This window comes from Nitrosopumilus zosterae, assembly GCF_025998175.1.
GTDB classification, from domain to species: domain Archaea; phylum Thermoproteota; class Nitrososphaeria; order Nitrososphaerales; family Nitrosopumilaceae; genus Nitrosopumilus; species Nitrosopumilus zosterae.
Genome location: NZ_AP026695.1, coordinates 883373 through 905599, shown reverse-complemented (window position 1 = coordinate 905599; position 22227 = coordinate 883373). Strand labels below are relative to the sequence as shown.

General features: G+C 32.9%; 27 protein-coding genes. 9 read left to right on the top strand and 18 right to left on the bottom strand.

The annotated features are described in order from the left end of the window. Nucleotides 1–108 precede the first annotated feature (108 nt). Complete coding sequence (locus OO712_RS05415) at nucleotides 109–1224, bottom strand: tetratricopeptide repeat protein (protein ID WP_109877317.1); 1116 nt, start codon at nucleotides 1222–1224, stop codon at nucleotides 109–111. A gap of 337 nt (nucleotides 1225–1561) precedes the next feature. Next, entirely contained in the window at nucleotides 1562–2098 is a 537-nt protein-coding gene (locus OO712_RS05410; protein ID WP_109877063.1) for a cob(I)yrinic acid a,c-diamide adenosyltransferase, read from the bottom strand. An 87-nt stretch (nucleotides 2099–2185) separates the two neighbouring features. On the opposite strand from OO712_RS05410, the gene OO712_RS05405 reads away from it, so the two are divergent. Beyond that, nucleotides 2186–2719, top strand: coding sequence for an HD domain-containing protein (locus OO712_RS05405; protein WP_109877064.1), 534 nt, complete (start codon nucleotides 2186–2188; stop codon nucleotides 2717–2719). Nucleotides 2720–2726: 7 nt separating this feature from the next. After that, entirely contained in the window at nucleotides 2727–2951 is a 225-nt protein-coding gene (locus tag OO712_RS05400) for a hydrolase (RefSeq protein ID WP_109877065.1), read from the top strand. Here OO712_RS05400 and OO712_RS05395 read toward each other — a convergent pair. Beyond that, entirely contained in the window at nucleotides 2948–3199 is a 252-nt protein-coding gene (locus tag OO712_RS05395; RefSeq protein ID WP_225866878.1) for a hypothetical protein, read from the bottom strand. The two genes, OO712_RS05400 and OO712_RS05395, sit on opposite strands and share 4 nt — an antisense overlap. Nucleotides 3200–3324: 125 nt before the next feature. Here OO712_RS05395 and OO712_RS05390 point away from each other — a divergent pair, with 125 nt between their 5' ends. Continuing rightward, nucleotides 3325–3672 (top strand): hypothetical protein, encoded by a 348-nt coding sequence (locus OO712_RS05390; RefSeq protein ID WP_109877067.1) that lies wholly within the window; start codon nucleotides 3325–3327, stop codon nucleotides 3670–3672. A 56-nt stretch (nucleotides 3673–3728) separates the two neighbouring features. Further along, complete coding sequence (locus OO712_RS05385; protein ID WP_109877068.1) at nucleotides 3729–4961, top strand: ornithine cyclodeaminase, nickel-pincer nucleotide-dependent; 1233 nt, start codon at nucleotides 3729–3731, stop codon at nucleotides 4959–4961. On the opposite strand, the gene OO712_RS05380 is transcribed toward OO712_RS05385, so the two are convergent. Together OO712_RS05380 and OO712_RS05375 are read right to left on the bottom strand one after the other, a co-directional pair. Beyond that, nucleotides 4953–5690 carry an RAD55 family ATPase gene (locus tag OO712_RS05380; protein ID WP_109877069.1) on the bottom strand — a complete coding sequence of 246 codons (738 nt, stop codon included), beginning with the start codon at nucleotides 5688–5690 and terminating at the stop codon, nucleotides 4953–4955. The two genes, OO712_RS05385 and OO712_RS05380, sit on opposite strands and share 9 nt — an antisense overlap. An 80-nt stretch (nucleotides 5691–5770) precedes the next feature. Next, nucleotides 5771–6619: a TrmB family transcriptional regulator gene (locus OO712_RS05375; protein ID WP_109877070.1), complete on the bottom strand. Its 849-nt coding sequence runs from the start codon at nucleotides 6617–6619 to the stop codon at nucleotides 5771–5773. 486 nt (nucleotides 6620–7105) lie between these two features. Between OO712_RS05375 and OO712_RS05370 the strand changes: the two genes are divergently transcribed. Together OO712_RS05370 and OO712_RS05365 are read left to right on the top strand one after the other, a co-directional pair. Then, nucleotides 7106–7798, top strand: coding sequence for an A24 family peptidase C-terminal domain-containing protein (locus OO712_RS05370; RefSeq protein WP_109877071.1), 693 nt, complete (start codon nucleotides 7106–7108; stop codon nucleotides 7796–7798). Between the two features lie 76 nt (nucleotides 7799–7874). Beyond that, on the top strand, nucleotides 7875–8255 hold the full coding sequence (locus OO712_RS05365) for a helix-turn-helix domain-containing protein (protein ID WP_109877072.1): 381 nt from the start codon (nucleotides 7875–7877) through the stop codon (nucleotides 8253–8255). Between the two features lie 148 nt (nucleotides 8256–8403). Here OO712_RS05365 and OO712_RS05360 read toward each other — a convergent pair whose 3' ends face one another. The 7 genes from OO712_RS05360 to aspS all read right to left on the bottom strand — a co-directional run bounded on the left by OO712_RS05360 (nucleotide 8404) and on the right by aspS (nucleotide 16495). Then, nucleotides 8404–9762 carry a pyridoxal phosphate-dependent aminotransferase gene (locus OO712_RS05360; RefSeq protein ID WP_264953634.1) on the bottom strand — a complete coding sequence of 453 codons (1359 nt, stop codon included), beginning with the start codon at nucleotides 9760–9762 and terminating at the stop codon, nucleotides 8404–8406. A 69-nt stretch (nucleotides 9763–9831) separates the two neighbouring features. After that, a complete protein-coding gene (locus OO712_RS05355; RefSeq protein WP_225866879.1) occupies nucleotides 9832–11694 on the bottom strand; it encodes an AMP-binding protein in 1863 nt (620 codons plus the stop codon). Between the two features lie 109 nt (nucleotides 11695–11803). Then, nucleotides 11804–12067 carry a hypothetical protein gene (locus tag OO712_RS05350; RefSeq protein WP_109877075.1) on the bottom strand — a complete coding sequence of 88 codons (264 nt, stop codon included), beginning with the start codon at nucleotides 12065–12067 and terminating at the stop codon, nucleotides 11804–11806. Next, the gene (gene gatB / locus OO712_RS05345; protein ID WP_109877076.1) at nucleotides 12064–13467 is read right to left on the bottom strand and encodes an Asp-tRNA(Asn)/Glu-tRNA(Gln) amidotransferase subunit GatB; all 1404 of its coding nucleotides are present in this window, start codon (nucleotides 13465–13467) and stop codon (nucleotides 12064–12066) included. The genes OO712_RS05350 and gatB overlap by 4 nt, the downstream gene beginning before the upstream one ends. Continuing rightward, on the bottom strand, nucleotides 13464–14909 hold the full coding sequence (gatA, locus tag OO712_RS05340; RefSeq protein ID WP_109877077.1) for an Asp-tRNA(Asn)/Glu-tRNA(Gln) amidotransferase subunit GatA: 1446 nt from the start codon (nucleotides 14907–14909) through the stop codon (nucleotides 13464–13466). Before gatA ends, gatB begins: the two co-directional genes overlap by 4 nt. Beyond that, on the bottom strand, nucleotides 14906–15175 hold the full coding sequence (locus tag OO712_RS05335; RefSeq protein WP_109877078.1) for an Asp-tRNA(Asn)/Glu-tRNA(Gln) amidotransferase subunit GatC: 270 nt from the start codon (nucleotides 15173–15175) through the stop codon (nucleotides 14906–14908). Before OO712_RS05335 ends, gatA begins: the two co-directional genes overlap by 4 nt. Nucleotides 15176–15184: 9 nt before the next feature. After that, nucleotides 15185–16495: an aspartate--tRNA(Asn) ligase gene (gene aspS / locus OO712_RS05330; RefSeq protein WP_109877079.1), complete on the bottom strand. Its 1311-nt coding sequence runs from the start codon at nucleotides 16493–16495 to the stop codon at nucleotides 15185–15187. A 115-nt stretch (nucleotides 16496–16610) separates the two neighbouring features. Between aspS and OO712_RS05325 the strand changes: the two genes are divergently transcribed. From OO712_RS05325 to OO712_RS05315, 3 genes are read left to right on the top strand one after another with little or no spacing between them, the layout of a single operon-like run. Further along, the gene (locus tag OO712_RS05325) at nucleotides 16611–16784 is read left to right on the top strand and encodes a hypothetical protein (protein WP_225866880.1); all 174 of its coding nucleotides are present in this window, start codon (nucleotides 16611–16613) and stop codon (nucleotides 16782–16784) included. 51 nt (nucleotides 16785–16835) lie between these two features. Continuing rightward, the gene (locus OO712_RS05320; RefSeq protein ID WP_109877081.1) at nucleotides 16836–17045 is read left to right on the top strand and encodes a hypothetical protein; all 210 of its coding nucleotides are present in this window, start codon (nucleotides 16836–16838) and stop codon (nucleotides 17043–17045) included. A 28-nt stretch (nucleotides 17046–17073) separates the two neighbouring features. Next, on the top strand, nucleotides 17074–18099 hold the full coding sequence (locus OO712_RS05315) for a formate--phosphoribosylaminoimidazolecarboxamide ligase (RefSeq protein WP_109877082.1): 1026 nt from the start codon (nucleotides 17074–17076) through the stop codon (nucleotides 18097–18099). Nucleotides 18100–18112: 13 nt separating this feature from the next. Here OO712_RS05315 and phnE read toward each other — a convergent pair whose 3' ends face one another. From phnE to OO712_RS05285, 6 genes are all read right to left on the bottom strand, one after another. Then, nucleotides 18113–18898: a phosphonate ABC transporter, permease protein PhnE gene (gene phnE, locus OO712_RS05310; RefSeq protein WP_109877318.1), complete on the bottom strand. Its 786-nt coding sequence runs from the start codon at nucleotides 18896–18898 to the stop codon at nucleotides 18113–18115. After that, a complete protein-coding gene (locus tag OO712_RS05305; RefSeq protein ID WP_109877083.1) occupies nucleotides 18882–19712 on the bottom strand; it encodes a phosphonate ABC transporter ATP-binding protein in 831 nt (276 codons plus the stop codon). The genes phnE and OO712_RS05305 overlap by 17 nt, the downstream gene beginning before the upstream one ends. 17 nt (nucleotides 19713–19729) lie before the next feature. Continuing rightward, a complete protein-coding gene (locus OO712_RS05300) occupies nucleotides 19730–20821 on the bottom strand; it encodes a phosphate/phosphite/phosphonate ABC transporter substrate-binding protein (protein WP_225866881.1) in 1092 nt (363 codons plus the stop codon). A 90-nt stretch (nucleotides 20822–20911) separates the two neighbouring features. Beyond that, on the bottom strand, nucleotides 20912–21262 hold the full coding sequence (locus tag OO712_RS05295; RefSeq protein WP_109877320.1) for a winged helix-turn-helix domain-containing protein: 351 nt from the start codon (nucleotides 21260–21262) through the stop codon (nucleotides 20912–20914). A gap of 9 nt (nucleotides 21263–21271) precedes the next feature. Then, nucleotides 21272–21601 carry an ArsR/SmtB family transcription factor gene (locus OO712_RS05290; protein WP_109877321.1) on the bottom strand — a complete coding sequence of 110 codons (330 nt, stop codon included), beginning with the start codon at nucleotides 21599–21601 and terminating at the stop codon, nucleotides 21272–21274. A gap of 319 nt (nucleotides 21602–21920) precedes the next feature. After that, a complete protein-coding gene (locus tag OO712_RS05285) occupies nucleotides 21921–22136 on the bottom strand; it encodes a CbtB domain-containing protein (RefSeq protein ID WP_109877084.1) in 216 nt (71 codons plus the stop codon). Nucleotides 22137–22227 lie beyond the last annotated feature (91 nt).

The following is a 22227-nucleotide window of genomic DNA, read 5'->3' as shown; positions in this document are numbered from 1 at the left end:
TCTCATTTTCATGCTCTTTATTTCTTATCTCCATTTACGGAATAATACTGCTTAATCATTGAACATCAAGATTGACAATTATGGATGAAATCAATTAATGATCTTTTTCTATTTTTTTTGTCTTTTCATGAATTTATCAACCATATCTTCAATCTGCTCATCTGCAATCAGTACTCTTTCTTGTAATTTTTTATTTTCTTTAATTTTGATCATCACTATAATGAAAGAAAAAACTGATGTGACACTACCGATAATTGTAATTATCAAGATCAAATCCAATGAAGCATTTACCTCGTGTTCTAAAATAGAACCTTTTCCGTTTGATGCCTCCAAATTATCAGGATCTACCTCCAAGGCTTCATCAAAATATCTTAATGCGTCATCATACTGTCCTCGGCTTTCTAAAACATTGGCTTTTCCTAACAGGCCTTCCACATTATCTGGATCCAATAACAATACTTTGTCATAAAGTTGCTCTGCTTTGATATTTTTATTTTCTAGGAAATTCAATTCTGCCATTCCAAGTAGTGCATAAATATCATTTTCGTCGATTTCCATCAAATCAGTAAAAACATCTCGTGCTAATGCATATTTTTCTATCTCTAAATACACTTGACCTTTCTCATTTAATGCAAGGATGTTATCTGAATCTAATTGAAGTATATTATCAAGTAACTCAAGGGATTTATCATATTGGTTAATGCCAGCTAACGCACTTGCTTTAGCAATCATTGCAGAAATGTTATTGGGTTCTCGTTCTAACACTATATTAAAAAATAAAATGGCATTATCGTATTGTTGTTCTTTGAGTAGTATGTTTCCGCTTCCAACAAGTGCAACCGTATTGTCTTTATCTACTTTCAAAACAGAATTAAAAGAATCCAAGGCATCTTCATATTGTTTAAGATGATATTGTGCAGTTCCTTGGCCACTTAGTGCAAGGATGTTTTTTGGTTCAAATTGCAAGGCCTTTTCAAAATTTTGAAATGCTTTTACATATTTTCCCTGAATTAGACGAACATGTCCTTTTTCAATTAATGCGTTGACATTTTCTGGTTGTACTGCTAAAATTTTATCTAATTCAATAATCGCATCATCATATTGTTTATCCATAAGAAATTTTTTAGTATTCTCTAATAATGTTGCTTCATCAACTGTTTGTGCACATACAATTGGAATAAAAAATCCAATACAAAATAATACAAATAAATATTTTTTAATCATTAAATTCAACCCTATACATTATCAATTTCAGTTGCATCATTCCATTTATCTATGCTTTTTAATTAAATTCTTGGGTTATAGGGTTTTCATTTTATATGGATTTTTCTAATTAGATCTACATACAATTCTTGTTACGACAAATATGAACTGCAACTCCGATTTAAACAATCTGAATTATTTGTTTTAAAGTTAGGCATTTCAGATTTAGTGATATAAAGACTCACATCTTTTTGCGGATGATTTCAGTTTACTGAATATTATTTAATGTGGTTTTTACCATTTTTCTGGAATGACAGGATTGATCTTTGTTAGAAAACGTCTACAACAGTTTGTCTTTTTAGATCTTCCAAAGAATATCATCCTTGCCTTTTCGTTTATTGATTAATCGTCCCATTACAAACAATAAATCAGATAATCTATTAAGATATATGATGCAGTTTGAATTAATTTCATCTTTTTCACTCAATTGGACTATTTGAGTTTCAGCTCTTCGCACAATTGTTCTTACATAATGTAATTGTGCACCTGCAATACTTCCTCCAGGTAAAATAAAATTGGTTAAAGGAGGAAGTTCAGATTCAAATTTATCAATAGAGTGTTCTAAATTTTGAATCATTTCTAATGTGACTCTATTTTTAACATCATTTAGATTTGGGTTTGAAAGATCGGCACCTACCAGAAATAAATCATTTTGGATTTTTGTCAAAAGTTTTACTATGTCGTCATCTAAGATGTTTGTCAAAACTATTCCTAATGCGGCATTGACTTCATCCACAGCACCATATGCAATTATTCTTGGATGGGACTTTGATATTCGAAAATTTCCTTGAAGACCTGTATTTCCATCATCCCCCGTCTTTGTGTAAATTTTCAATAGTTTCTCATCTCAGAATGACCTATTATGTGATTCGAAAATAAAATATGAAAATTCATTAGGAGAAAACAATTATTTCATTTTGTCATGGTGGTAGATTTCTTAAAAACTGCAGCAAATCTTAAAAAAATTTCAAGACAGGGATGGATTGACAAACTTTCTATAGATGATTCAGAATCAGTCGCAGATCACACGTATTCAATGGCGATCATGGGCATGGTGTTGTCTGACTTGAAAAATTACGATACAGAAAAAATACTCAGAATGGTTTTACTTCATGACTTGGCTGAATCAAGAATTGGCGACTATACACCAGATCAACTAAGCAAAGAAAATAAAAAAGAATTAGAAAATAATGCATTCAATGAAATTATAGAAAAATTACCTGAAAACATCCAATCTAATTATTCAGAAATTTGGAAAGAATACCAAGATGGCACATCTAAAGAATCCATGTTAGTTCATCAGATAGACCGATTAGAAATGACACTTCAAGCTAAAATATATCAAAAAGAGGGTTATTCAATAGATAAACTGAACTCATTTTTTGAATACGCAAAAAAAGACATTGTTGATCCATCTCTAAAAGAATTATTTACAAAGATTGTTGATGAGAATTAGTTAGAAAATGTCTGAAAAAAACAAAGATGAATTGATTGATGCTCAAAAACAAGTTATTGGAATTCTGTTTGAAGTGATAAAGAGATTACAAGCAAACAACGATCTTGATGACGAATATTTTAAAATCATATCTGAAGAAATTAAAGATGAAACGCGTCTTCAGCAAATTTTGAACGAAAGATCAGAAAACGCCAAAATTGCTGGAAGACTGCTAGAACAATTAGAAATTTAATTTCCACATCCACAATCATCATCCGAGATAATTCTTAGATGGGCTGTCTGTTGGTATTTGTCTTGCACATAACTTGAAAGATTAGCAATCCGTATTATTGATTCTTTTTTAGTCCAACTGCCTTCATTCGTAAACCAAAATTCAATTTCATCAACATCATATCTCTCATTATTCTCAACAAGATTTTGAAAAATAGATTTAATCACTGAAATGTCTGATTCGGATAATTTTGATTTGTCTTCAATCATTGTAGTTATCTCATTTAATTTTATGATGACATTATTTGTTAATGGCATATTAGCAAAATAACTAGGATTCTATAACTATCTTTTGTAGCGAAATTGTTTTTATAATAACTCGATAATTTGAGAACATGCAGTATTTTCAGGCATTAAAATTAGGACAAAAAAGAGTCGCAGAAGCAAGAGCATATCTCAATACATTAACAGACGGACGTGCTATGCCTGCATTGGCCTTAGCAAGTACAGATTCAAACATTTGGCAACCTGTTGGAGAAGAAAATCTATATGCGTTTGTAGATGAATCTGCAGGATTTGTTTTAACGGATAATAGTGGTTATATCCTAGCATTAGTTGACAAAACAGGTTCTTCTAAAACAATTGTTCAAGGAGTAACTCCTAAGCAAAAAGAAAATTTGGAGAAAGTATTCAAGGCAGCTAATATACCAAAATTTGAAGGAAAGGTAATTCTACCTGTATGATCATGCCCATAAAGAAAAACGTAACCTTTAGTTATCATTATGCTGAGTGATATAAAATGAGCAAATTTTCTCAAGAAATTGAAGTTAGTGGTCATTTAATTGATTCATCAATTCTAACTAAGATCTTTGATAAGATTATGGATTTGCATGGAGAATTCCAAGTAGAAGAAATCAACATTGGTAAAAGAAAAAAAGATCAATCATATGTAAGATTATTAGTTAAAGGCAAAAATCAAAAACATTTAGATGAAATTTTAGAGACAGTTTATCGATTAGGTGCAGTATCCAAAATACAAAAAGAAATTACATTAAAAAAATCTCCAAAGAATTATGTAATGCCTGATGATTTTTACAGTACAACAAACAACCACACACAAGTTTTCTATAAAAAAAGATGGATTCAAGTAGAAAACATGATGATGGATAAATGCATCGTAGTTAAACAAAATAGAGCGTTTTGCGTTCCAGTTAGAGATGTAAAAAAAGGGGATCAGATAATTGTTGGAGAAGAAGGAATCAAAATTACACCCCCTGAACGTCCAAGAGAAGGAATCAATGTTTTTGAATTCATGGGGAGTTCAAGCTCTAGTGAAAGGCCAACACAACATATTGCAAAACAAGTTGCGGATGATATCTATGACACCAAAAAGAACGGTGGAAAAATTGTCATAGTAGGTGGTCCTGCAATAGTACACACTGGTGCAGATGATTCAGTATCTGAATTAATAAGATTAGGCTATATTGACGGCGTACTAGCGGGAAACGCTCTGGCAGTTCATGATATTGAATATGCAACATTAGGAACGTCTTTGGGAATGAATGTACACAATGCTACTTTGGCATATCACGGGCATAGAAACCATATGGATACAATCAATGCCGTATTCAAAGCAGGTTCTATTGCAAATATGGTGAAAACTAAGAAGCTGAAAAAAGGAATAATGTATGAGTGTGTAAAAAATAAAGTTCCATTTGTACTTGCAGGTTCCATTCGTGATGATGGACCATTGCCCGATGTCATTACAGATGTTGCTCAAGCTCAAAGAGAGTACAAAAAAATTGTAAAAGATGCAAGCATGGTCATCATGATTTCAACAATGCTTCACTCTATTGCAACTGGCAACATGCTTCCAGCGAATGTCAAGGTCATAGTGGTCGATATCAATCAACCTACAGTAACAAAACTCATGGATAGAGGAACATGGCAAGCTTTAGGAATTGTTTCTGATGTTGGGGCATTCCTACCATTAGTTGCACATCAACTTAGAAAAAAGAAAAAATTAAGGTAATAATCTGGGATGCAATAAATGCATTCCGTCAGAATCAAGTTCAATTGGGTGAATTTGTTCACTATGTTTTATCCCTCTCATTTTTGTAATTTGGATAGTTCTCTCCATCGTATCACCTGTCCGTGTATGACGTAGTTGAATAATTCCTGAAGTTACAAACCATTCCAAAGGAATTTCAGAATGATCTGAATTTTCGGATAAAATTAAACTTGTCACGCCAAAATTCTCCAGTGCCTGAACCATTGCTTGCAATCCTTGTCTCATACTAAATTTATCTGAATATTGAATCGATAAAATAGTGACAGAATCAATTACAACTCTTTTTGCTTCAATGCGTTTAATACTACTTAGAATTAATTTTGTCAAATGTTCAAACGGTAATTGCTCTCCTCTATAAAGTGAATCATCTTTTCCAATTAGTTCTTCTTGAATTTTAAAAGGTCTGGCGTCAACCATTAAAATTTTATCATTGGAGATAAGGTTGTCAAAATCCCAACCATATGATTTACAATCATCTTTAATCTCCCGAATATTTTGAGCCATGGTTACATAAACTCCTGGCTCCTCGAAATCTTTAGCGCCAGAATGGAGAAATTGTAGGCCAAATGTTGTTTTTCCGCTTCCGGCAGGACCAGAAACTGTCACAGAGCGCCCTGACTTCATTCCTCCGGAAATTACAGAATCCAATCCCGGAATCCCTGTCTTTACTTTAGAGTATGTTGCATCCATATCAATAAAGAAAATAACGTAAATTTTCTATATAAAGAAGGGTACTAGTTTAAGTCTTACAAAAAACAAGAATGTTGCTTTTACAAATGAATATTTTTAGAATTTGACCACAATGATTCAAATAATAATTTCATTGCATATACCATTGAATTAGAGTTTGTCCACATAGCAAACGGTTCTTCTGGAGACATTGCATTTTTAGTAAAAAACAGCATTTCAGAGTCGTCTTTTACGATAAAACACAGGTGATTTTTTATGTCATTATGGAGTTTTTTGATATTCTTTCTCTCTAAATCATCAAATATGTATGTAGTTTTATCAGAACATCCACTTAACAATCTAAATTTTTGTTTTGATTTGACAAATGATTCAAGAAAATCTCCGTGATATAATTTAAGATAATCTTTTTCAGATCCTAAAATCAAAAATTCATCATTATGACTATCTGTCATTTCAGTAATTTTTGAATGTATTTGATTAGACCCTTGCAACATCTGGAATTTTTCTTCTACATCCGAATCCATTGAATTAAACACAGGGATATTGTCCCATAATTTCGATAATCCTTGTTCCATTCTTTCAAGAGATTTTACTCGTTCTTTTTCTGCATTAACCAATATCCATATTGCTTTGTTTAATGGTAATGCAGTAAATTGTATTGGATGTTGAAAAGTTGCAGAAACAATCCCTTTATTTTGTAATGCAGAAAGTAAATGATACGTTTCTGTTCTTGGTAATTTTAGAGATTTACACACTTCGGGTGCAGTTTTGGAACCATATTTTCCAAGATAGATGAAAACTTTACTTTGATTAGTAGTCAACCCATATTGAAGTAATTCCGTTTGAACTTTTTCTACAGATAATTTGTATTCATACATTTTTGAATCCGGAATTGAATCAAACACTGATTCTTGAGTATCTTTTGCCATCTTTTTTCAGGATCTTCATTAAGAAAACACTAAACTATATTGTAGTAAAGCTAAATTTGTTAGATCGGCTTGATCGTTTTTATCTATTTTAGACTCAAAATAAAACATATTTAGGCGTGAATATGGACTTAATTTAGAAATATACTTAATTTTTGTAAAAAATATGGGTTTCCAGCTGATCTGTTAGCAAAAAATTCATCCATCTAATGTATTCCTGCATGATGCTATTCTACAAAACATCATGAATTTTATAAAATAGTAAATAACTCCAGTTGTCTTTTGTAACTTTTATCTCAAATTTTAGTAATATTGTATTACGACACAAGAAAAATTCTCTATAATTCGATACACTCTCCCAATACGTGATTAAAATTACTCTTGAAATCAAATCATAGTTTGCCGAAAAAAATCATTAAAAAATATGACAAAAAGAAAAGACTTTTTCATTTCATTTCAAATATAGTTAATCATATGCAAATCTAATGGATGGACTTACTCCCTGACTATCATATTGTAGGAATGGGTCTAGCTTTGATAATGTTGGTTGTTGCATCCATTATCGATGTTTTGAAACGAGAAATACATGATTATTATTGGATCGTATTTGGCATTGCAGGGTTTTTACTCATATTTTTCAGCCCTGATTTAATGTCTGATTTATTTACCTTAGGGTTTGCATTAATTATTGCGCCAATAGTAATTTTGATGTGGAGAATAGGTCTCTTTGGCGGTGCTGATGCTTTTGCACTTATAACATTAGCAATAATTGCACCAATGGCAACATTAAGTGAAAACCCAATCACTCCATTTACAACATTATCCAATGCAGTCCTATTGTTTGTTATTCCGTTTATCGTTAATGTTTTGAGAAATACCATAGCACAATTAAAGGGAGAAAATATTTTTGAAGGGTTTGATGAAACAACTGGGAAAAAAATTGTTGCCATATTAATTGGGTATAGGGCAAAAAATCCAAAATTTGGATTTTCAATAGAAAAAACCAAAAAAGGCAGAAAAAGATTAGATTTGAAATTACATCATGCAGAAAACCACGAGTTTTGTACTAAACCTGACACATGGGTTACTCCAGGAGTCCCTTATCTTCCATTAATCACGGGAGGGTTTCTAATTCAATTGTTTTTTGGGGACATGCTTCTAGGCACATTTCTGGGAATGTGATATTTAGGCATAAAACATGATGTAATACAATATGACATACTTCCATTAATGTCTAAAAAATCTTCATGCATTCTTAATGGGTAGGATTAATGCCGATAAAACACATTCTTCTTTAGGAATTGAAAATACCATCAACAAACTAAATCTAATGATCATAGATTATTATTTTACAGTTGAAGAAACAAAAATTTTTTTGTTTTTAAATAAAAATGGCGTTGAAACAGCTTCAAATATATCAAAAATCCTGAATATTCCAAGAACAGAAACATACAGATTATTATCTGCATTGCAACGAAAAGGAGTTGTTTTCTCCACTTTTAGTAAACCGACCAAATTTAACGCTGTTAGAACAGAAGAGGTATTGGAAATTCTATCTAATAAAATAAGAAATAAAATTGCCCAGATAGAATCCGAAACAAGAAGAAACCATTTAACAATTAATAGTAGATGGGAATAAAATTCAAAACAAATCTCAATCAATAAAAATCCAATAAAAAAATTATCCAATCCATAATTGGTTTAAATCCAAAAAATATCTTTCAAATTAGATTGGTCAAAGAGAAAGTCACTTTAGAGGAATATGATCAGATAATATCAAAATTAGATTAGTTGGGAGTCATCATAGAATTTTTTTGAGATTGTAAATCTCTCACAAATGTTGTTTGAATATTGTCAAAAAATGTTTTAATCATTTCAATTCCTGCAACAACTTTTGGAGCATTGTGTTCTACAAAGGCTGTTTTTTCAGAATTAGATTTTGGTTTATTATCGAGATAATTTTGATACACTTTGGAGCCATCATAATCAACATAAGCAATTCTTGCGCTAAAATCAGTTCTTTCCAAAACTAGACTATCTCCGCCCACAATTGCTGTATGATAGGGATGTACTATTAATGATTCAGATAATTTCTGAGATGTGAGAATTTTTGATTTTTCTAAATCAGCTGCATAATAATTAAAATCCGCTAAAAGATAGAATGTCGCATCGGGTTTTGTAGCTGTTACCCCCTTGATAGAAGATAATCCATCGTATGTGTATTCTCCCATTATTTGATGAATGCTTCTAGTAACTTCAAAATATTCTTCCATTTCTTTACTTATTTCAAATCCTGCAACTGCCGCATGTTGAATAGGGGTTGAAACTGCAGTGTATTCAGTAGCGAGAATTTTTTTGAATTGGGTACTCAGATCTGCAGTATCTTGAGGAAAAATCACATAACCTAAACGATATCCGCCTGCAGCATGAGATTTTGATAACCCGTTTGTTACAAATGTACCTTCAGGGTAAATTTTTCCCATGCTTACAAATTTTGAAAAATCATATGTTGTTTGTGCATAAATTTCGTCAGAGATTACTGTGATATTTTGCTCTCTGCACACATCAGAAATTTCTTCTAATTCCAATTTATTATAAAGTAATCCAGTAGGGTTATTCGGGTTATTTAGAATCAGAATCTTTTGTCGATCATGTAATCTCAAAGCTAATTTTTTTAGAGAAGTAGGAGATATTTTTTTATTTGATCTAGTTGGCAACATGTGATAATTTTTCTTCAAATATCTAATTTGTGGAAGATATCCTAACCATGCAGGAGTTGGCAAAATTACAGTCCCATGTAAAACTTCCAATAAATTAAAGATCAATTCTTTTGTTCCAGGACCAACATGAATTCGTTCAGTTGAGACATCCATTCCAAAATAGTGTTTGTTATACTTTGATATGGCATCACGTAATTCTGGAATTCCTGATATCGGTGCATATGCACCCTTACATGCGTTTTTTACTAATGCATCTTGGATTAATTTAGGTACTGGGAACGGAGATTGCCCAAAAGCAAAACCATAGAATCCAAAACTACATTCAGGATGAGGGCAATCAGAATGAAATTCCTGCAAAAACGTGTTTAATTTAAGATTTTCAGGCATCTCGATATCTTTAACCTGCTGATCAACTACAAATTTCAATAATCAATTTTCTCACATGCAAATTTAGATGTAAAACGTTAATCAGAAAATATCAATGTGTTAATTTTATCAACCTAATTTACGAATTTCATCTAAAACATGAGGATTTTCAAGTGATGATAAATCTCCCAGTTTCTTTCCAAGTAATTTTGATTTCAACAATCTCCGCATAATTTTACCTGTTCTGGTTTTTGGCAATTCAGTCAACCTGAAAATATATTTCGGTTTTGCAACTTTCCCTATTTTTTCAGAGATATAATTAGAAATTTCAGATTCTAAATCTATGTTGAGCGTTTTATCTGTAACAACAAATATGACGATAGCTTCTCCAGTAAGTTCATCGGGAATTGCTATTGAAGCAGCATCCGAAATGTCATCATGTGAGATTACTATGTGTTCAATTTCTACTGTGCTCATACGATGCCCAGATACATTAATCACATCATCAGTTCTTCCACGCATATACCATAAATTATCCTCATCTACATAGACATAATCTCCATGAAACCAGATATTTTCAAATCTAGACCAGTATGTTTCAATATATTTAACATCGTCATTTAGCAAACCTCGAGTCATTGCGGGCCAAGGTGATTTGATAACCAAATATCCGTTTTCACCCTTTACAGAATTACCGTCATCATCAAAAGCATCAATATCCATTCCGGGAATTGGAATTCCCACACTAGACGGTTTTAATTTCATTCCTGGAAATACTGACAACATTGCACCCCCAATTTCAGTTCCTCCAGATAAATTCATGATGGGAATTTTTTTATTACCAACTTTTTCAAACAGCCACCACCATGAATCTTCATCAAGAGGTTCACCCGTAGTAGGAATATTTTTGATTTTATCTAACGAATGTGATTTCAACGGTTCTACATCATTTTTTTTAAACAATCTAACGGCAGTTGGAGATATTCCAAAGATAGTTGCATTGTAATCCGACATCATTTTCCAAATTCTATCAGATGTTGGAAAATCAAGTGCGCCGTCATAAATTACAGCACTTGCTCCCATGATCAAAAGCCCATAAACATTCCATACAAGACCTGTGATCCAACCTATATCTGCAGGCCAAAATAGAATATCATTTTCATGCGTATCAATCAAATAAGCAGATTGATGACCTGCAAATACTGAGAAACCCCCATGACTGTGAATTACACCTTTAGGATTGCCTGTAGTGCCTGAAGTATATAATATAAACAAAGGATCCTCGGAATCCATTACCTCAGTATCACACAAGTCCGTCTCGTCAGACACAATTTTTTTGAATGAAATAGTATTTTCAGATTCAATATATTTGTCAATTCCTTTGTATGATACAACTATGATTTTTTCAATACTGGTATTTTTTACTGCATTTTCCATTATTTGTTTTTGAGAAATAGGTTTTCCTTTTCGGTGAAATCCGTCTGAAACGAATAGAATTTTTGCTCTGCAATCTTGTAAACGTACATGCAATGATTGTGAGCTGTATCCTGAAAAAATAGTTGTTTGAACTGCACCAATCTTAGAGGCAGCAAGAATTGCCAGTATTGCCTCTTCGATCATTGGAAGATAAATTGCAATAACATCTCCTTTTTTTATGCCAAATGATTTTAGAGCATTAGCAAGTTTAGATACTTTAGAATTCAATTCTGAATAAGTAATTTTGGATGTTCGCCCGTCTTCTGATTCAAAATAATATGCTATCTTTTCTGGATTTGATTTTGCAAATTTTTCTACAGATGATGTGTAAATGTTTGTTTTTCCATCCACAAACCATTTTGACCATGCAATACCCTTTGACATATCAAGAGTTTTTGTGTATGGTTTATCCCAAACAATTCCTATGTCTTTATCAACAGATTCCCAATACCACTCTAAATTATTTTTGGCCTTGTGAGATAAATCCTCTAAGGAATCTATGTTATGTTTTTTCATGAATTGAAAAATATTCGATTCATGAATTTGTTTTTCAGTTGGGATAAATTCAAAATTGGACAATATTCAATTTTATGAAAACTAAAAGGATGTAAAAAGATTTTTTGATTTATGATATGTCCAACCCAAGTCGTCTAGCGCATGCCAGGGCCGATTTTCCATCATCTTCGTTGATTCCTGCTTTTAGAAATTTTTCAGTCCATCCAGTTTTTAGATTCATAGTATTTTCCCGATAATATTCTCTCAAAATTACGCCTATTTGTTCATCTAACCTCTTTCTAGTGGCATCATTCATGCCAATTTGAAGGATGGATGCGTCAGAATTTGCAAGAATTTTGATAAATTCAATATCTGTCAAGGATAATTCGGTCATGAACTGTCTATTTGTTTTTTCAACAAATCCAATGTCAAAATTGGATCTGCTTTCCCTTTTGTTTTTTGCATTACTTTTCCCACTAGAAAATTAATTGCTTGAGGATTTATTTTTGTTTGTTCTATTGCTTGAGGCTCTTCAGAAATTACCTGTTGAATAATGGCAATCAATTCTGAAGCATCAGAAACATTTCCAAGATCTAATTCTGAAATAATTACAGATAAATCTTTTCCACTTTTCACAATTTCTTGTAATGCATTTTTAGAAGAATTTCTTGAAATTTTACCTGATTGTATTGAATCTGCTAGTTCTCGTAAATGTGTTGAAGTGAGTTTTGATGCTTCACGTTTCTCTCTTGTATCGACTAATCCCATCAAATCAGTAGTGATAATATTTGCAATTTCTTTAGCGTTTTTTTCTGTATGTGCTTTTTCAAATAGATCTGAGTAAAATTTATCCGATGATAAAACATCTGCCACCTGAGCAGGTATGTTGTATTTTGAAACATATCTTTCTTTTTTAGAGATTATGCTTTCAGGCATTTCTGATTTCAATTCTTCCAAGATCGCAGTATCGATTTTAATCCACGGAATGTCTCCTTCTAGAAAATAGCGATAATCATGTTCTTCTTCTTTAGAACGCGCAGATACAGTAATTTTTCTCTTATCGTCCCAGTGGCGTGTTTCTTGAATGATGGGGATATCGCGGGAATTCAAACTTTCTTGTCGGGTGATTTCAAAATGAACGGCTTTTTCTAAATCATGAAATGAACCGATATTTTTTATTTCCACTTTTTTGCCACCTTTAATTGAAACATTTGCATCTGCTCTCATTGCTCCTTCTAAACTAGGATCTGAAACTTCAAGATTTTCAAGCAAATCAGACAATATGTTTAGAAAGTCTCTTACTTCTTTTGGAGTTTCAAAATCAGGTTCGGTTACAATTTCCACTAATGGCGTACCAGCACGATTGTAATCAACAAGTGTGATCATATTTTTTGATGAACTTCCCTCATAAACGAGCCTACCCGGATCTTCTTCTAACTGTATTCGAGTAATTCGGATTTTTTTATTTCCTACCGTGACGGAACCATGCCCTCCAACGCTTGTATCTCCATAAATGTTGAGTTGAGTTATTTGGAAGTTTTTAGGCAAATCAGGATAAAAATAATTTTTCCTAAAAAAAGCAATTTTTTCAGGAGTGGTACAGTTTAATGCCATTGCAATAGTTGTTGCTTTTTTTATGGCTTCTTTATTTAATCTAGGCAGACTTCCTGGCAATCCAATACAAATAGGGCAAATGTTTTCATTTATTTCAAATTCACGATAGTTTGCTTTACATGAACAAAACAATTTGCTTTGCAAATTTGTTAATTGGCAATGTATTTCTAATCCAATCATAGTGGTACCACCGGCAAAGTAACAGTTTGTTCTAAGGCATAAGCAGCTTGAAGCAATAGTTTGTCATGATTTGAATTTGCAATTAATTGTATTCCAATTGGCAATCCATTTGAATGGGAAAACGGAACTGAAATTGCAGGTTTACCTGTAAGATTTGCAGTAATTGTATTTATGTCAACTAAGAATAATGAGATAGGATTATCGATTTTTTCACCAAATTTGAATGGAAGTATTGGTACGGTTGGGGCAATTAACAGATCAAATTTTTCAAACGCATCATTGATTTCTTTTGTGAGTTTAGTTTTAACTTTTAATGCCTTTAGAAAATATTTTCCAGCGTGTCCAGATGATGGCACAAATCCGCCAAGAATCATTCTTCTTGTTACTTCAGGACCAAAGTTTTTTCTTGCTTTTGAAATGTAAGAATTGAATTCGTATCCTTCAACTGGAAAGTCATAACCATATCTCAAGTTATCATATCTTGCAAGATTGCTTCCGGCTTCAGTTGCAGTAATGGTGTAATATGCAGCTACGGAGTATTTTACCATGTCAAGGGATACATTCTCACAAATTGCTCCTAATCCTTCAAGTTTAGATATTGCCTCTTTTGTGGCACGAAGTACAGATGGATCTATTCCTTCCCCCATCATTTCTTGAATGATGCCAATTTTCTTGCCTTCGATACCAGAGTCTATGCCTGACAGATAATCCTCCTGGTGATTATCGATAGTAGTATTGTCATTAGGATCTATTCCAGAAATCAAATTTAGCATAAATGCGGTGTCTTTGACCGTTCTTGTAAGAGGACCTATTTGCTCAATACTGTTAGCATATGAAATTAGACCGAATCTGCTAATCAAACCATATGTTGGTTTGTAACCAACAGTTGAACAAAAACTTGCAGGATTTCTTACAGAACCTCCGGTATCAGAACCAAGTGAAGCTACACATTCAAATGCACTTACTGAAACTGCACTACCTCCAGAAGAACCACCTGGAACATATTCTGTATTCCAAGGATTTTTGCTAGGACCATATGCGCTAAATTCTGTTGTAAGCCCCATTGCAAATTCATCCATGTTGACTTTTCCAACAAATATTGCATCTTGTTCTTTTAATTTTGTAATTGCTGTAGCATCGTATGGTGCGATAAAATCTTTAAGCATCTTTGACGCACATGTGGTTTTGCTTCCCTTAATACACAAATTATCTTTAATTGAAATAGGCATTCCAAAACAATCGCCTACCTTTTTACCCGATTTTATTTTCTTGTCAATTTCTCTTGCCTGATCAATAGCATCATTATTTACAGATAAGAATGCATGGAGTTTATCATCAACATTTTGTATGTGTTCTATAGTTTTTGCAACATAATCTTCTGCAGAAATATTTCCATTTTTTACTTCTTGAACATATTCAAGAGCAGATATTTTTAGGTTCATGAAGACATCTTGGGTGCGCGAACATACGTTCCCTTGTAGTGTTTTAATTGTTCAATTAATTTTTCATTAAATGGAATGTATTCATCATCTCTTAGATTTGAAAGGGATATTTCATGCACAGATATTTCTTCAGATTCAACACCTGCAGAATCTAAAATATCAAAATAGCTGATCATCATACGTACTTTTTCAACATGTTCTTTATGATCATCTATATCGATTTTCATTAATTTTGAAACATGTTCTATTTCTTCTTCAATACCCATTCAATACACCTACGGTGTTAATCTGTCAACGTCTCTGGGATAAAACGTTACATCCCGAATGTTTTCTGTGCCTGTAAGTGCCATAATCAGCCGTTCAAGACCTATTCCACAACCTGCGTGAGGAGGAACTCCATAGTCAAATGCCCCCAAATGATATTCAAACGCATCTGTATTCATTCCTTTGTTCTTCATTCTCTCAGCTAACTCTTCTCTTTTTTCAATTCTTGTACTGCCTGAGGATAATTCTAAATCACCAAACATTAAATCAAAAGATTCAGAAACTTTAGGGTTGGATTTACTATCCTTTACGTAAAACGGTTTTGGTGCCAACGGCCAATCTTTTATAAAATAGAATCCATCCAGGCCAATCTTTTTTAGATTAGAAGGATAGAGGTCATCTCCCCATTCAGTTTTTGCTCCAGCTTTTTGCATTCTGTCAACTAATTCATCATAAGAATATCGCGGTATGGTTTCAGGCATAGAAGGTATTGTAAATTCAACACCTGCATTTTCATCTACATATTTATTCACAGACATTATTGAAATTTTTATAATTTCTTCTATTCTATTCATCACGTCATTGTAATCCACAAATGCTTCTTCCAAATCAATAGATATTGCTTCGGCAAGATGACGATTGGTTCTAGAAGGTTCTGCTCTAAAGATTGGTGCAATTTCAAATACTTTTTCAAAGCTCATCGTTAATTGTTCTTTGTATAATTGCGGACTTTGAGCTAGAAATGCTTCTTTGTTGTAATAAAATATGGGAAATAATGCTGCACCGCCTTCAGTAGCTGTTGCAATCATTTTAGGAGTATTGATTTCAATGAATTTTTGTTCATTAAAATAATCTCGAATTGATTTTAAAACTAAGCTTCTAGTTTTGAAAATATGTTGTAAAGAAATTCGTCTAAGATCAATGGGTCGTACCTCCAATCTAGTATCAATATTTTTCACTGTTTTTGCAGTGGGTTCAAAAGGAGGAATCTTTTCAACATTGGAAAAAACTCTTAATTCGGTTGGAATTATTTCAAACCCGCTAGGAGCTTTTTCTGAAGATTTGACGTTTCCGGTAACGGCAATGGATGAATGAGATTTTAATGATGAAATAGTTGCACGTATTTCATCAGAACAGTCTCCTTTTTTGGCCACAACTGAAATATCGCCATTTTTGTCACGAATTGTTGCAAAACTAATATTTCCATGACCTCGAATTGTCACGACCCATCCCATTATTGTTACTTGAGAACCATCCATAGAGGGGAGGATTTCATCAGAATAATGAGATCTACGTAATGTTCCTAATTCAGTTTCAATCATAATTTACTTTATTGCATATTTGATGGTGTAATTAATTTTTACACGAAAAAATCCATATTTTTCATAATGCTTATAGCCGGCAGGAATTCCACATCAAAATAAGATGAATATTCTAATGGGACTAGTAATGGCAATGTTTATCATAACTGCAGTATATGTAGGATATCATGCAATGCAGCAACCAGTAGAAGAAATAAAAGACCACAATGTGGAATTTGAACTTTTGAATGTTAATTCTGGAATTGAGCAAATAGATCAAAATACCATCATTATCAAAACACATATCTAATTTTTGTTGAATTAGATTTACATTAAATTACCATAGTTTTTCTATTAATTTGTGGTTCTTACTGATAAAGAAAAAATGATTGCCATCATTTCAAATGGAATTGCAGTTTTTTCGCTTTTACAGGAAAGAGATAGTCTTCCAAAAAACACCACAATGTATGATTTTATTCTAAAAATAGTGCCTGAAAATATAAAATCCGAATTAAGTGTGGAACTGATAGACGAGGTATTCCAATTCGTCACATCCACACATAGTTCATAAGGTACAAAATTTAATTGAAAATATCATAATGGTAGCCATAGCAACATTAGGATCTCATTGTGCTTTGCAAGTGCTCAAAGGTGCTAAAGATGAAGGAATCAAAAGTATTTTGATATGTGAAAAGAAGCGTGAAAAACTATATCGAAGATTTCCATTTATTGACGAATTAATTATCGTAGATTCTTTTAAAGAAGTTTTAGATCAAAAATGTCAATTGATTCTTGAAGAAAACAAGGCAATACTGGTTCCTCATGGCACATTAATTGCTCAAATGAATTCGGAAGAAATTGAATCAATCAAAACGCCTGTTTTTGGAAACAAGTGGATTCTAAGATGGGAATCAGACCGAGAGATGAAAGAAAAACTCATGGTGGAAGCCAAACTCCCAGTTCCAAAACCAGTCTCAAATCCTAAAGATATTAACAAATTAGTAATTGTCAAAAGACAGGGTGCTGCAGGTGGCAAAGGATACTTTATGGCAGCAAATGAAGAAGATTACAACATAAAAAAAAATCAATTGATTGCAGATGGAATAATTTCAAAAGAAGAAACACTCTACATTCAAGAATACGCTGCAGGTGTTTTAGCATATTTACAATTCTTTTATTCACCATTAAATGAAGAGCTGGAGTTTTTCGGGGTTGATCAAAGACATGAATCAGATATTGAGGGAATATCTAGAATCCCATCTGAACAACAATTAAAATCAAAGAAAGTTCCATCATTCAACGTAATTGGTAATAGTCCTCTGGTTTTGAGAGAGTCTCTGTTAGAAGAAGTCTACAATATGGGGGAGAGTTTTGTCGATGCATCTAAAAAAATGGTATCACCGGGAATGAATGGTCCTTTTTGTATAGAAGGAGTGTATGACGAAAATGCAAAATTTACATCATTTGAATTTTCAGCAAGGATTGTAGCAGGAACTAATATCTATATGGATGGCTCACCGTACTATTCTCTTTTGTTTAATGAATCAATGAGTATGGGTAGAAGAATAGCAAGAGAGATAAAAATAGCTACAGAGACAAATCAATTAGATAAAATCACAACATAAAAAATCAATTAAATTATTTTACAGTAATTTCCATCCCATGTTGCGATTTTATTATATATTTGTCTCGAATCTTTACACTAACCCAATCAATGATCAATACTGTAACTAATACTACAATCATGAAAATTGCTGCTTTGCCATACTCGAAGAATTTGATATAATTTATAATGTAAAATCCTATACCTCCCGCACCAACTAATCCCAAAATGCTTGTTTGGCGTACATTGTAATCAAACATGTAGAGAATTTGACTTAATAGATGAGAGGCAGATTCAGGAATCACTACATACCGAATAAGCTGTAATTTTGAAACGCCAATGGAACTAACTGCATCCATCGGATCAGAATCTATTGTTTCAATTACCTCGTATTGTAATTTGGCAATAAATCCTACTGTGTACATTATGATGGCCAATACCCCTGCAAAAGGACCCAATCCCACCATGATTACAAACAAAAGTGCCCATAGAATAGAAGGGAATGTTCTAGTTGCTGCTAGTAATGCACGTGTGGGAGCATAAACAAATTTACTGTTCAGATTTCGTGCAGCAAGCAAACTAAGAGGTAATGCAATTGCAACTCCTACAACGGTTCCTATAAATGCCATCTGAATTGTTTCAAACATTGCCAAAAAAGCAGTAGGGATGTATTTTGATTCTACTTGAAGCATTTCATCTATAATTATTACAAGATTTGGCAGTCCATCAACAAACTCCATGGGGTTTGCGTCTACATTGTATGATGCGACGACAAGCAATGCAACAATAATTCCTATGATGATGTTATTTTTCGGTGTCATTTGCATACATCTCCATAATTTCCTCAGTATTCATATCCCCTGTTTGAAAATCAACTATTGTGTCCCCTTCAACACCAATTTCCAGAATTTTCTGACCTTTTTTAATTACTGCTACTCTATTTGCGTATTTTAATGCAAGTTGAATATCATGATGCACCATGATTGCAGTCAAATTCATTCTTTTTTGAGCTTCAGCAATTAAATCCATAATTTCACGTGAAGTAACATGATCTAATTCTGAAACGATTTCATCTGCAAGTAAAATTGTGGGTTTTTGCATAAGTGCACGAGCAATGGCAACTCTTCTTTTTTCTCCGCCACTGAGCATGTATGCTTTACGGGTTTCTTTTCCGCTCAATCCAACTTGATCAATTATTTTCATTGCTTCTTGAATCTCACCATCAGGGAATTTTTTGAGCAATGATTGAATTTTACTTAATCTAGGTAACGCCCCAATCATAATGTTTTCAAAGACGCTGATATTTTTTACCAATCCTAAACTTTGAGGAATATATCCAATTTCATGCATCATTTTTTTGAATTTTTTATTATTCATGTTTGGAGTTGTATAATCAATTTTGATAGTGCCTTTACTTGGAATCATCATGCCATTCATTAATTTGAGCAACGTGGATTTGCCTGAACCTGATTGGCCTACAATAGCATAATTTGTTCCTCTATCAATTGAAAGATTGATTCCTTCAAGCGCAAAATTTTTAGAATCATATGATGTTGACACATTATTCATCTGAATGATTTTATTTGTGGAAATTGAGGAAAAAGAAGGGTTTTTGGTCATCTGAATTTGTTTCATTTCAGGATGCCTGATTTTTATTTGCTCTTGTTATAACTGTCTAGAATTACTTGATCTAGTCCTGTCAGAGCATCAATGAAAGTTCCAAATTCGCCGATATGCATAGTTGTGGTTGTTGGAACTAATGCTTCAGCGCCATAGAGATCCTTCAAAATGTAGTTTCTCTCATCATAATTGAGCTCAATTAGTGCATCAACAAGTGCATTTTTGGTAGAGTCTGACATGTCAGCACTTACCATAAACACATGTGATGGTACAGGTCCAATTGTAGTAACTGGACGTAATTTGACTTGATCTTCTAATTCAAGATATTGTTGTGGAGCAATATCTGAACCAAATGCAACATCTACATTGTCATTGAGCAGCAATTCTAATGCAGCCTTGTATCCGCCAGCAAAAGTATAGCTTTCAAAGTTTTTTGCTAGCGCGGATTCTAATGCGACAATATCGCCACCATCCTCAATTACAACATGTCCATCAGTGACAAGTGTACCCATAGGTCTAACAAATCCTGATGAACCAGTAATACTAGTAAATGCCACTCTTTTGCCAACAGTGTCTTCTATTGAATGAATAGAATCATTATCAGCTAATGCCCAAACTGTTGCCTGATAGTTTACTTTGCCTGCAACAAGTTCTGCCAAAACAGCTTCCGCACCTGTTCTTTGATGAGTGATCCAGGCAGGTCCAGTATCCATAAAGGCTCCATCAATGTGACCAAATCTCATACCCTCGATTATGGTCTCATAATTTGTTGGTACCACTATTTCAACATCAATGCCAAGTTTGGATTCTAAGAATTTTTCTAGAGATTGTGCCTTTGGAGTCAATTCATCAGCTTTTTCAACTGGAATAAAACCAATTGTCAAGGTATCAACATCAACCGTATTTGATTCAGATGAAACGTTGATGATGTCATTTTCAATCAGGAATCTAATTCCATTAAGAAATGTCTCATCATCTACAGTACCATCGGCCCACCATCCAGCATTTGATTTGATCCATTCAGGAACCAAACTTTCAGCTTGGACATTTTGGGCCAAGGACATAGTTGTAACACCAATTACTGCAATTACAGCAATCAATGTCAACATCTTTTGTTTTTTCATGATTTACAAAAATATTAGGATGAACTAAGTTATTTAATGTAGGGTCTCATTCCCGATTACTATTCCAACTCTATAGAATGAGAACACAAATCATGTATTGGATTTAGGATTTTCGGTGTTTGGATATAAATTCAAACTAGGCTCCAAATTATCTAAGGTGATTTCAACTTTTCCGATTCTACTACGATAAAGTTTTATTTTTTTGCCCTCTGGGGAAATAACATATTTATCAACTTCGGCAAGTGCAAGATCCTCAAGTACAGATAGTGTTTTGTATACCGTAGAAAGAGAAATTTTCAACTCTTCAGCTATCTGTGTTGCATCTTTTGATTTGTTTTTAACTGAAAACAAAACAGCTCTAGTACAAACATTGGTAAGCGATTCAATAATTTTTTGGGTTATGTCAAATTCAGATAGTTGAATAATATTAGATTTTGACATAAACATCACTTAATTGGCTACCAATGTCAATGTGGGTTCAGGTTTTCTAATGGAGATATCTGCCTTACTGATTCTACTTCGGTAAACCTTGTATTTTCTACCTTTATCAGATAGTAACCATTTTTCAACTTCAATCAATGTCAATTCTTCAAGGTCTCCTAATTTTTTGTAAACAGAGCTTAATGGGATTTTTAATTTATCTGAAAGTTCTGCAGCAGTATTACCTTTTTTAATAATTGAAAATAGGATTGCTCTAGATTCAGAATCTGCTAATGCTTCTATAACTTTTTGAGTGATATCGTATTTTTTTAACTGAGGTAAAGTGATTTTTCTGGACATGTAAATATCAAAAAAATACTTCATATATTTAAAGGAGATGTTTTGATTCTCATTCTAAAGAATTAGAATAGTCAATTATAATTAAATGGGATTATTTTTTAGATATAAATCGATTCCAAAATAATCCAAATACCAAATTTAGTATTAATGAAATTCAGGAACATCTTCCTTTTCTCCAGATGCACAAAGATTTTGATTTTCAATTACAATTACCTGATCAAGATACGATTCTACAATTACAAAGCTAAGTATCATGAAATCATCAAACACACCAGAAATAACACTAGATAATAAAAAGAGATGTCCTCATGAAAGACTCTTAATGACAGGGAAAACCTGCAGCATGTCTCATATCATGAGTGAGTTCATGGAGATAAAGATCTACAAATGCTTGATCACCATAAACTAAACTAAATACATGTCCTTGATCAAATCCTACAACAAATAGTCCTGCTGTAAAGATTATGGCCAGTGTAACTATTGCTAGTTTGGATACACCGGTTTTGGACACACTAATTTGTCTCGTTTCAGACATAAATCAAAACAATATCTGAATCTATTTAAGCACTTGGATAAGTTGTCCAATTATAAAAGATTCTCGTTGAAAGATCTAAAAAATCTAAAAA

Excerpts from the sequence above, each read along its gene's own strand:
- OO712_RS05415 (WP_109877317.1), bottom strand. The coding sequence starts at position 1,224 with ATGATTAAAAAATATTTATTTGTATTATTTTGTATTGGATTTTTTATT.
- OO712_RS05405 (WP_109877064.1), top strand. The coding sequence starts at position 2,186 with ATGGTGGTAGATTTCTTAAAAACTGCAGCAAATCTTAAAAAAATTTCA.
- OO712_RS05400 (WP_109877065.1), top strand. The coding sequence starts at position 2,727 with ATGTCTGAAAAAAACAAAGATGAATTGATTGATGCTCAAAAACAAGTT.
- OO712_RS05395 (WP_225866878.1), bottom strand. The coding sequence starts at position 3,199 with ATGATTGAAGACAAATCAAAATTATCCGAATCAGACATTTCAGTGATT.
- OO712_RS05390 (WP_109877067.1), top strand. The coding sequence starts at position 3,325 with ATGCAGTATTTTCAGGCATTAAAATTAGGACAAAAAAGAGTCGCAGAA.
- OO712_RS05385 (WP_109877068.1), top strand. The coding sequence starts at position 3,729 with ATGAGCAAATTTTCTCAAGAAATTGAAGTTAGTGGTCATTTAATTGAT.
- OO712_RS05380 (WP_109877069.1), bottom strand. The coding sequence starts at position 5,690 with ATGGATGCAACATACTCTAAAGTAAAGACAGGGATTCCGGGATTGGAT.
- OO712_RS05375 (WP_109877070.1), bottom strand. The coding sequence starts at position 6,619 with ATGGCAAAAGATACTCAAGAATCAGTGTTTGATTCAATTCCGGATTCA.
- OO712_RS05370 (WP_109877071.1), top strand. The coding sequence starts at position 7,106 with ATGGACTTACTCCCTGACTATCATATTGTAGGAATGGGTCTAGCTTTG.
- OO712_RS05365 (WP_109877072.1), top strand. The coding sequence starts at position 7,875 with ATGGGTAGGATTAATGCCGATAAAACACATTCTTCTTTAGGAATTGAA.
- OO712_RS05355 (WP_225866879.1), bottom strand. The coding sequence starts at position 11,694 with ATGAAAAAACATAACATAGATTCCTTAGAGGATTTATCTCACAAGGCC.
- OO712_RS05350 (WP_109877075.1), bottom strand. The coding sequence starts at position 12,067 with ATGACCGAATTATCCTTGACAGATATTGAATTTATCAAAATTCTTGCA.
- gatB (WP_109877076.1), bottom strand. The coding sequence starts at position 13,467 with ATGATTGGATTAGAAATACATTGCCAATTAACAAATTTGCAAAGCAAA.
- gatA (WP_109877077.1), bottom strand. The coding sequence starts at position 14,909 with ATGAACCTAAAAATATCTGCTCTTGAATATGTTCAAGAAGTAAAAAAT.
- OO712_RS05335 (WP_109877078.1), bottom strand. The coding sequence starts at position 15,175 with ATGGGTATTGAAGAAGAAATAGAACATGTTTCAAAATTAATGAAAATC.
- aspS (WP_109877079.1), bottom strand. The coding sequence starts at position 16,495 with ATGATTGAAACTGAATTAGGAACATTACGTAGATCTCATTATTCTGAT.
- OO712_RS05325 (WP_225866880.1), top strand. The coding sequence starts at position 16,611 with ATGGGACTAGTAATGGCAATGTTTATCATAACTGCAGTATATGTAGGA.
- OO712_RS05315 (WP_109877082.1), top strand. The coding sequence starts at position 17,074 with ATGGTAGCCATAGCAACATTAGGATCTCATTGTGCTTTGCAAGTGCTC.
- phnE (WP_109877318.1), bottom strand. The coding sequence starts at position 18,898 with ATGACACCGAAAAATAACATCATCATAGGAATTATTGTTGCATTGCTT.
- OO712_RS05305 (WP_109877083.1), bottom strand. The coding sequence starts at position 19,712 with ATGAAACAAATTCAGATGACCAAAAACCCTTCTTTTTCCTCAATTTCC.
- OO712_RS05300 (WP_225866881.1), bottom strand. The coding sequence starts at position 20,821 with ATGAAAAAACAAAAGATGTTGACATTGATTGCTGTAATTGCAGTAATT.
- OO712_RS05295 (WP_109877320.1), bottom strand. The coding sequence starts at position 21,262 with ATGTCAAAATCTAATATTATTCAACTATCTGAATTTGACATAACCCAA.
- OO712_RS05290 (WP_109877321.1), bottom strand. The coding sequence starts at position 21,601 with ATGTCCAGAAAAATCACTTTACCTCAGTTAAAAAAATACGATATCACT.
- OO712_RS05285 (WP_109877084.1), bottom strand. The coding sequence starts at position 22,136 with ATGTCTGAAACGAGACAAATTAGTGTGTCCAAAACCGGTGTATCCAAA.